We start from the raw sequence: 8669 nt of genomic DNA, 5'->3' as shown, positions 1-8669 counted from the left end.
CCCTCCGGGCTGACGCCCTCGGCACGGAAACCGGCCTCGGCGAGGGCGGCCAGCTGGTCCTTCTTGCGGAGGAACCGGGCGAACTCGCTGGCGCCGGCCACCTGTTCCTGGCTCAGCCACGGGCCGGCCAGCAGCACCGTCGGGTAGTCGGCCACGGCCGCCGGCCCGCTCGGCATCCACTCGGCGACGGCGTCCGCCGCGTTCGGCATCTCGGCGGACCGGGTGAAAAGCTGCTGCTCGGTCATGGCCACCGCATGCACCGCACCGGCGGCGGGAAGGCCCGGACCGGTCAACGCGGCCCAGGCCGCGTCGACGGTGTCGGCCGGCAGCCGCGGTTGGCCGGCCAACAGCTCCGACGCCGCCGGGATGCCCGCCGTCGGCGGGGAGTTCGGCGGCGCCGAGGTCGCGGCGACGGCTTCGGTGGCCAGGAACGCCGCGTCGGCCGAGCCGACCCGCGGCAGCGCCAGCCGCAGCGGACCCCACCCCGCCAGGTCCCGGGAGTCGAGAGCGGACGGGTCGTTCTGCAACCCCGGGAGAGCGGGCCAACCCTCCTCGCCCAGAGCCTTCTTCAGATCGGGGCGCACCGCCAGCACCACCGGAGAGGTGACCAGGGACCGGGAGTCACTGACCATCTGCTCGCCCGCGGCGGCCTGCAGCCGTGCCGTCTGAACCGAACTCGCGGGCACCCACAGCGCCGGGCGCTCGCCGAGGTCGGACGGCCAGGATCCGGTGAGTCCCTTCAGGACCGAATCCGAGTCGACCGGCTGCACAACGACGTCGATGCATTTATCGCCGACCGGACTGGCTTCGGCGTCGAAGGAGTCGGCGAACGATGCCAGGTGTCCGGCGATCGAGGGGTCGGCGACCACCGCCACGGTCGCGGTTCCCTGCAGGCATTCGCCGGCGGCGTCGGAGGACCGCCGGGACAGGCTGTCGCCGAAGAACCGCCACAGGATGATCCCGCCCACCAGCACCACCACGGTGACCAGTGCGGCGATCACGCCCAGGCTCACCCCCCGACGACCCCCGACGGCACGGCGGCGCCGCGTGGGCTCATTGAAGGTTCCCCCCTCCGAGGGGAGGTTGTGCCTGCCCATCCGCTACCGGCCCAGGCTCTGCTTGAACCGGCGCCGGCTGCGATGCAGGATCGGCTCGGTGTAGCCGCTGGGCTGCGCAGCCCCGGCCAGGATGAGTTCCTGGGCGGCCTGGAAGGCGATGCTGCCGTCGGGGTCCGGGGCCATCGGGCGGTACTCGGGGTCGGAGGCGTTCTGCTGGTCGACCACCACGGCCATCCGCCGCAGGCTCGACTTCACCTCCTCGGAGGTGATCACGCCGTGGTGCAGCCAGTTGGCCAGCAGCTGGCTGGAGATGCGCAGCGTGGCGCGGTCCTCCATCAGCGCCACGTCGTGGATGTCGGGAACCTTCGAGCAGCCGACGCCCGCGTCGATCCAGCGCACCACATAGCCCAGGATCGACTGGCAGTTGTTGTCGACCTCCTCGCGGATCTCCTGCGGTGACCAGGCCAGGTCCCGGTCGGCCAGCGGGATGGTGAGCAGTTGCTCGATGGTCGTGCGGGCCCGGCCCGCCAGTTCCCGGTGCACCGCGTAGACGTCGACGTCGTGGTAGTGCATGGCGTGCAGGGTGGCCGCGGTGGGCGAGGGCACCCAGGCGGTGGTCGCTCCGGCCCGCGGTTGGGCGATCTTCTGCTCGACCATGTCGGCCATCAGGTCGGTCATCGCCCACATGCCCTTGCCGATCTGGGCCCGGCCGGAGAATCCGCAGGCCAGTCCGACGTCGACGTTCTGGTCCTCGTAGGCCAGGATCCACGGCTGGGTCTTCATCGCGCCCTTGCGGATCATCGGTCCGGCGTCCATCGAGGTGTGGATCTCGTCGCCGGTGCGGTCCAGGAAGCCGGTGTTGATGAACACCACCCGGTCGGCGGCGGCCTTGACGCAGGCCTTGAGGTTCAGCGTGGTGCGGCGTTCCTCGTCCATGATGCCGACTTTGAGGGTGCCCGGCGGCAGGCCCAGCACATCCTCGACGCGGGTGAACAACTCGCAGGTGTAGGCGACCTCGTCGGGTCCGTGCATCTTGGGCTTGACGATGTACACCGACCCGGTGCGGCTGTTCTGCCCGCCCAGGCCGTGCATGGCGATCAGGCTGGTGAACAGGGCGTCCTGGATGCCTTCGTAGACCTCGCGGCCCTCGCTGTCGACGATCGCGTCGTTGGTCATCAGATGGCCGACGTTGCGGACGAACAGCAGGCTGCGGCCGGGCAGGGTGAACGGCGTCCCGTCCGGGGCGGTGTAGGCGCGGTCGCCGTTGAGCACCCGGGTGAACCTGGTGTCGCCCTTGCTGACCTCCTCGGAGAGGTCACCTTTGTTGAGCCCCAACCAGTTCCGGTATCCGAGCACCTTGTCGTCGGCGTCCACCGCGGCCACCGAGTCCTCGAAGTCCATGATCGTGGTGACCGCGGACTCCAGCACCACGTCCTTGATGCCGGCCGGGTCGGTCGCGCCGATCGGGGAGTCGCGGTCGAAGAGGATCTCGATGTGCAGGCCGTGGTTGACCAGCAGCACCGAGTCCGGCGCCGACGGCGACCCGGTGTACCCGGCGAACCGGGCGGGGTCGACCAGGCCGGTCACATCGCCGTTGCCCAGCGCGATCTCCAGGCGGCCGTCCTCGACCATGAACCGGGTGGCGTCGCGGTAGCCGGCGTCCACCAGGGGCACCGCCTCGTCGAGGAACCGCCGGGCGTAGGCGATCACCCTCTCACCGCGAACGGTGTTGTAGGGGCCGCCCCGCTGCGCGCCGTCCGCCTCGCTGATGACGTCGGTGCCGTAGAGGGCGTCGTAGAGCGAACCCCAGCGGGCGTTGGCGGCGTTGAGCGCGAAGCGGGCGTTGAGGATGGGCACCACCAGTTGCGGGCCGGCCGTGGAGGTGATCTCCGAATCCACCCCGGAGGTGGTGATGGTGAAGTCCGCCGGCTCGGGCTGCAGGTAGCCGATCTCGGTCAGGAACCGCTTGTAGTCGCCGACCTCGAACCCGCCGATCACGCGCTGGCGGTGCCACCTGTCGACCTGGGCCTGAAGCTGATCGCGGCGGGCCAGCAGTTCGTCGTTGCGGGGGGTGAGGTCGGCCACCACCTTGTCCACCCCGGACCAGAAGCTCTCGGGGTCCACGCCGGTCCCGGGTAAGGCCTCGTCGGTGATGAAGTCGTACAGGTTCTGCGCCACCCGCAGATTGCCCACGACCACCCGGTTCGTCATCGGTCCTCCAACCTCATCCCGCCATAGGGTGGCTTGATCCTATCCGCCGCCGATCACCCATCGTCGCTGCGGCCGGACCTCCCGCTAGCGGTGGTTGCCGTCGCGCACGGTGCCGACCAGGTCCTCGACCAGATCCTCCAGCGCCACCATGCCGGAGACCGTACCGTCGGCGGCGGTCAGCAGGGCGATGTGGCTGTTGTCGTGGCGCAATCGGGTCAGCGCCTCGGGCAACGGCGTCGCGGCCGGTAATCGCGGCAGGTGCCGGACCGCCGACGAACTCATCGCGGCCCCGGGTTTATCGACGAGGTCCAGGATGTCCTTGATGTGCACGAAGCCGGTGAACGTGCCGCCCGCCTCGGTCACCGGGAAGCGCGAGTATCCGGTCTCGGTCAGGGCGGCTTCGACGTCGGCGACCGTCGGCCCGGTCTCGGCGGCCGCGGCGGGCACCGACCGGACTGCGGCCAGCGGCACCGCGACGTCGCCGGCCACCCTGTTGCGGATCTGCAGTGCCCGGGACAGCCGGGTGTGCTCCTCGATGTCCAGCAGGCCCTCGGAGCGCGACTCGGTGATCATTTCGGCGAGTTCGACGGTGGATACCGTCACATCGAGCTCGTCTTTGGGCGTCACGCCGAAGAGCCGCAGAATCCCGTTCGCCGCCCAGTTGTAGAACGAGATCAGCGGACGCGCCGCCCGCACATAGAGCAGGTATGCGGGGATGAGAAGCATTGCCGTTGACTCCGGGCCGGCGATGGCGATGTTCTTCGGCACCATCTCGCCGAGCAGCACATGCAGCGTCACCACAATGGCCAGCGCGATCAGGAAGGACACCGTATGCAGCACCGGGCCGGAGACCCCGGCCGCGGCGAACGGCTTCTCCAGAAGGTGCGCGACCGCGGGCTCGGCGACCCGGCCCAGCAGAATCGAGCAGATGGTGATGCCGAGTTGGGCACCGGCCAGCATCTGGGAGAGCTGTTCCCCGGCGCGGATCACCGACGCCGCACGTTTCTTGCCCTGCTCGGCCAGCGCCTCGAGCCGGTCGCGCCGGGCCGAGATCAGCGCGAACTCGGATCCGACGAAGAATGCATTGGCGGCCAGCAGCAGGATTGTCAGCAGCACCCCGAGGATGTCAGTCCCCATCGCCGGATCCCGTCCGCCCGTGGAGCCTATTCAGTGCAACCCGGTCGATGCGCCGCCCGTCCATGGCCAGCACCGTGGCGCGCCAACCGGACGGACCAGACTCGGCGCCGTCCTGGCCCATGGTCGGCAGGTCCACCGATTCCCCGGGTCCGGGGATGTGACCCAGGGACTTCAGGACCAGCCCTCCGATGGTCTCGTATTCACCATCGGGGGCGCGGAAACCGACTGCCGCCGCCACCTCGTCGATCCGGAGTAATCCGGCCACTTCCCAGGTGTCACCCCGGCGTCGCACATCCGGTGGAGAGTCGTCGTGCTCGTCACGGACGTCGCCGACGATCTCCTCGATCAGATCCTCGACGGTGACCATCCCGGCGGTTCCACCGTATTCGTCGACCACCAGTGCGGTCTGCAGTCCGTTGGCCCGCACCTGCGTCATCAGGGCGTCGCCGTCCAGCGTCGACGGCACCCGGGGAACCGGGACGGCGAGGCTGGCCAGGCGGATGCCTGTCCGCTCCGCGGGCGGCACTGTGAAGATCTGTTTCACGTGAACGAGCCCGATGGTCTCGTCGAGGTCGCCGTCGACGATCGGGAAACGCGAATACCCGGTACGCGCCGCGGCGGCGACCAGATCGGCTAGAGACGCATCGGCCTGCAGTGCCTCGATCTCGGTGCGAGGGGTCATGAACTCCTCGGCCGAACGGGCACCGAACTGCAGTGAGCGGTCGACCAGCAGTGCGGTGTCGGCGTCGATGGCGCCGCGTTGTGCGGAGTTGCGAACCAGCGCGCCGAGTTCCTCAGGCGAGCGCGCCGACCGCAGTTCCTCCACCGGCTCGATACCCATCCGGCGCAGGATGGCATTCGCTGCGCCGTTGGTCAGCCGGATCGCGGCGGCGAAGACCTTCGAGAACAGCAGTTGCAGCCCGGCGCTGGCCCGTGCGGTCGGCACCGGCCTGGCGACGGCGAGATTCTTGGGGACCAGTTCACCGAAGATCATCGACAGCGACGTCGCGATCAGGATCGCCAGCACCAGGGACAGCCCCCCGACGCCCGGCAGACCGATTCGGGTCAGCACGGGGCCGATCAGCCTGGCCAACACCGGTTCGGCGAGGATCCCGGTCGCCAGGGTGGTTATGGAGATGCCCAGTTGCGCGCCGGACAATTGGGTGGACAGCGTTCGATGGGCCCGCTGCACCATCCGGTCGCGCCGGTCGCCGGTCCGGGCGTTAGCGTCTACGGTACTGCGCTCCAAGGCGGTCAAGGAGAACTCCGCCGCGACGAAAACCGCGGTCCCCGCGATCATCGCCAAGATCAGCAACATGCTCAGGGCGATGGAGAGTGCGTTCATCGCCAGGCCGTCGGAGAGCCGGGCGCGAGGCCCGGCGGACTAGATGAGGGGTCGGCGTCCGATCCCAAGAGTTTCCCTTCCCGCGGGTGACGAACAGGCCCATATGCTAGCTGCCGGCACGGCGGCGTGTTGTCACCAGCCGGTCGGCAGGGGGTGGCCCTCGGCGAAACCCGCGACGGACTGCACGCCCAGGACCGCGTGCTCGTGAAGTTCGGCCAGCGTGTGCGCTCCCACATAGGTGCAGGTGCTGCGCACCCCGGAGGTGATGTGGTCCAGCAGGTCCTCGACCCCGCCGCGGGCCGGGTCCAGCGACATCCGGGAACTGGAGATCCCCTCCTCGAACAGCGCCTTGCGGGCCCGGTCGAACGCGCTGTCGGCGGCGGTGCGGGCGGCGACCGCCCGCTTGGAGGCCATCCCGTAGCTCTCCTTGAACGGCCGGCCGTCACGGTCGAGCATCAGGTCGCCCGGGGACTCGTAGGTGCCGGCGAACCAGGAGCCGATCATCACGTTGGATGCGCCGGCCGCCAGCGCCAGGGCCACGTCACGGGGATGGCGCACGCCGCCGTCGGCCCAGACGTGCCCGCCCGATTGGCTTGCCGCGGTTGAGCATTCGAGCACCGCGGAGAACTGCGGGCGGCCCACGCCTGTCATCATCCGGGTGGTGCACATCGCGCCCGGGCCGACGCCCACCTTGACGATCGACGCCCCCGCCGCGATGAGGTCGCGGGTGCCTTCGGCGGAGACCACGTTCCCGGCCGCCAGCGGCACACCCAGATCCAGTGCCGCGACCGCCTTGATGGCGTCGAGCATCTTGAGTTGGTGGCCGTGCGCGGTGTCGATGACGAGGACGTCGACACCGGCGTCGACCAGGGCGCGGGCCTTCGCCGCCACGTCGCCGTTGATCCCGACGGCCGCGGCGACGCGCAGCCGCCCCGACGCGTCGGTGGCGGGGGAGTAGATACCCGCCCGGACCGCCCCGGTCCTGGTCAGCACCCCGCCCAGCGAACCGTCCGGTGCGGTTAGCACGGCCACCCCGACCGGGTGGTTGTCGAGCAGGTCGAAGACCTTGCGGGGTTCGGTGTCCAGTGCCGCGGTGACGAAGTCGGCGATCGCGACGTCGCGCACCCGGGCGAACCGGTCCACGCCGGCCGTGGCGGCCTCGGTGACCAGTCCGATGGGCCGGCCGCTCTCGACGACCACCGCCGCCCCGTGGGCGCGCTTGTGGATCAGCGCGACGGCGTCGGACACCGAGTCCTCGGCATCGAGGGTGACCGGGGTGTCGGCCACCAGGTGGCGGCTTTTGACGAACTCCACCGTGTGCCTGACCGCGTCGGCGGGCAGGTCCTGGGGGAGCACGACGATGCCGCCCCGGCGGGCCACCGTCTCGGCCATCCGCCGGCCGGCCACCGCCGTCATGTTGGCCACCACGACCGGGATGGTGGTCCCGGTGCCGTCGGCGGTGGACAGGTCGACGTCGAACCTGGAGGCGACGTCCGACCGGTTGGGGACGATGAAGACGTCGTTGTAGGTCAGGTCGTGGTCGGGGCGGTGGCCGTCGAGGAAACGCACCTGTCGAGCCTAACGGCCCGCCCCCACCCCGCCCCCGCCCCGCGAGCAGACGTGAAAGTCCCCGACACGCCGGGCGGGTTGGGCCGTTTGTGTCTGCTCGCGGGGGACGGGGCGGGGGACGGGGCGGGGTCAGACCTGTATCTCGGTGTGGTCGCCACTCCACTGCGTGTGGAACCGGGCCGCCGGGTCGGCGTCGACGCGGCCGTAGGTGTGGGCGCCGAAGAAGTCGCGCTGGCCCTGGACCAGGGCGGCCGGCAGGCGTGCGGCGCGCAGGCCGTCGTAGTAGGACAGCGCCGAGGCGAAACCGGGGATCGGGATGCCGGACTCGGTGGCGGCCACCACCACGCGGCGCCAGCCGTCGACGCCGGACTCCACCGCGCTGCGGAAGTACGGGTCGGCGATCAGGGTCGGCAGCGCCGGGTCGGCGTCGAAGGCGTCCTTGATCCGGTTGAGGAACTTGGCCCGGATGATGCAGCCGCCCCGCCAGATGGTGGCCAGGTCGCCGGGTCTGATGTCCCAGCCGTACTCGTCGGATCCAGCCTGGATGTGGTTGAAGCCCTGGGCGTAGGCGATGATCTTCGAGGCGTACAAAGCCTGGCGGACGTCCTCGATGAATTGCCCTGCGTCCGTTGGCTTTTCACCGAGCTTGCCGGATGCGAACCCGGCGACGGCCTTACGCTGGGGCACCGATCCGGACAGCGCCCGGGCGAACACCGCCTCGGCGATGCCGGTGACCGGCACTCCGAGGTCCAGGGCGGACTTGACCGTCCAGCGGCCGGTACCCTTCTGCTCGGCCTCGTCGACGATGACGTCGACCAGGGGCTTGCCGGTCTCGGCGTCGACCTGCCGCAGCACCTCGGCGGTGATCTCGACCAGGAAGCTGTCCAGGTCGCCGGCGTTCCACTCGGTGAACACATCGGCGATCTCCTGCGCGCCCAGACCCAGTCCGTCCCGCAGCAGCTGGTAGGCCTCGGCGATGAGTTGCATGTCGGAGTACTCGATGCCGTTGTGCACCATCTTGACGAAGTGCCCGGCGCCGTCCGGCCCGATGTGGGTGCAGCACGGCACCCCGTCGACCTTGGCGGAGATCTCCTCCAGCAGCGGCCCCAGCGACTCATACGACGCGGCAGGTCCGCCGGGCATGATCGACGGCCCGTTCAGCGCCCCCTCCTCGCCGCCGGAGATGCCGGCGCCGACGAAGTGCAGGCCGCGGTCCGCCATCGCCTTCTCCCGGCGGATGGTGTCGGTGTAGAGCGCGTTGCCGCCGTCGATGATGATGTCGCCGGGTTCCATCGCGTCGGCGAGTTCGTTGATCACCGCGTCGGTGGCCTCGCCGGCCTTCACCATGA

At 70.1% G+C, this 8669-nt stretch carries 6 protein-coding genes; all 6 read right to left on the bottom strand.

Annotated elements, in window-relative coordinates; all coding sequences use genetic code 11:
• The coding region (locus ADBZ5U_RS12610) for a substrate-binding domain-containing protein (RefSeq protein WP_526810688.1) at window positions 1-1013 on the bottom strand (1013 nt) is incomplete at its 3' end.
• A gap of 87 nt (window positions 1014-1100) precedes the next feature.
• The gene (locus ADBZ5U_RS12605) at window positions 1101-3269 is read right to left on the bottom strand and encodes a malate synthase G (protein ID WP_526810686.1); all 2169 of its coding nucleotides are present in this window, start codon (window positions 3267-3269) and stop codon (window positions 1101-1103) included.
• Between the two features lie 84 nt (window positions 3270-3353).
• Entirely contained in the window at window positions 3354-4406 is a 1053-nt protein-coding gene (locus ADBZ5U_RS12600) for a CBS domain-containing protein (RefSeq protein ID WP_526810684.1), read from the bottom strand.
• Entirely contained in the window at window positions 4396-5751 is a 1356-nt protein-coding gene (locus tag ADBZ5U_RS12595) for a CNNM domain-containing protein (RefSeq protein WP_526810683.1), read from the bottom strand. The genes ADBZ5U_RS12600 and ADBZ5U_RS12595 overlap by 11 nt, the downstream gene beginning before the upstream one ends.
• A 132-nt stretch (window positions 5752-5883) precedes the next feature.
• Window positions 5884-7320, bottom strand: a complete 1437-nt coding sequence (locus ADBZ5U_RS12590) for a GuaB1 family IMP dehydrogenase-related protein (protein ID WP_526810680.1) — start codon at window positions 7318-7320, stop codon at window positions 5884-5886.
• A 129-nt stretch (window positions 7321-7449) separates the two neighbouring features.
• A partial coding sequence (gnd, locus tag ADBZ5U_RS12585) for an NADP-dependent phosphogluconate dehydrogenase (protein WP_526810678.1) occupies window positions 7450-8669 on the bottom strand: 1220 nt, incomplete at its 5' end.

The sequence above is a fragment of the Mycobacterium sp. genome, from assembly GCF_040398885.1.
Classification (GTDB): Bacteria; Actinomycetota; Actinomycetes; order Mycobacteriales; family Mycobacteriaceae; genus Mycobacterium.
The sequence above is the reverse complement of the archived record's forward strand: the minus strand, read 5'-3'. Positions and strand labels throughout refer to the sequence as shown.

Excerpts from the sequence above, each read along its gene's own strand:
- ADBZ5U_RS12605 (WP_526810686.1), bottom strand. The coding sequence starts at position 3,269 with ATGACGAACCGGGTGGTCGTGGGCAATCTGCGGGTGGCGCAGAACCTG.
- ADBZ5U_RS12595 (WP_526810683.1), bottom strand. The coding sequence starts at position 5,751 with ATGAACGCACTCTCCATCGCCCTGAGCATGTTGCTGATCTTGGCGATG.
- ADBZ5U_RS12600 (WP_526810684.1), bottom strand. The coding sequence starts at position 4,406 with ATGGGGACTGACATCCTCGGGGTGCTGCTGACAATCCTGCTGCTGGCC.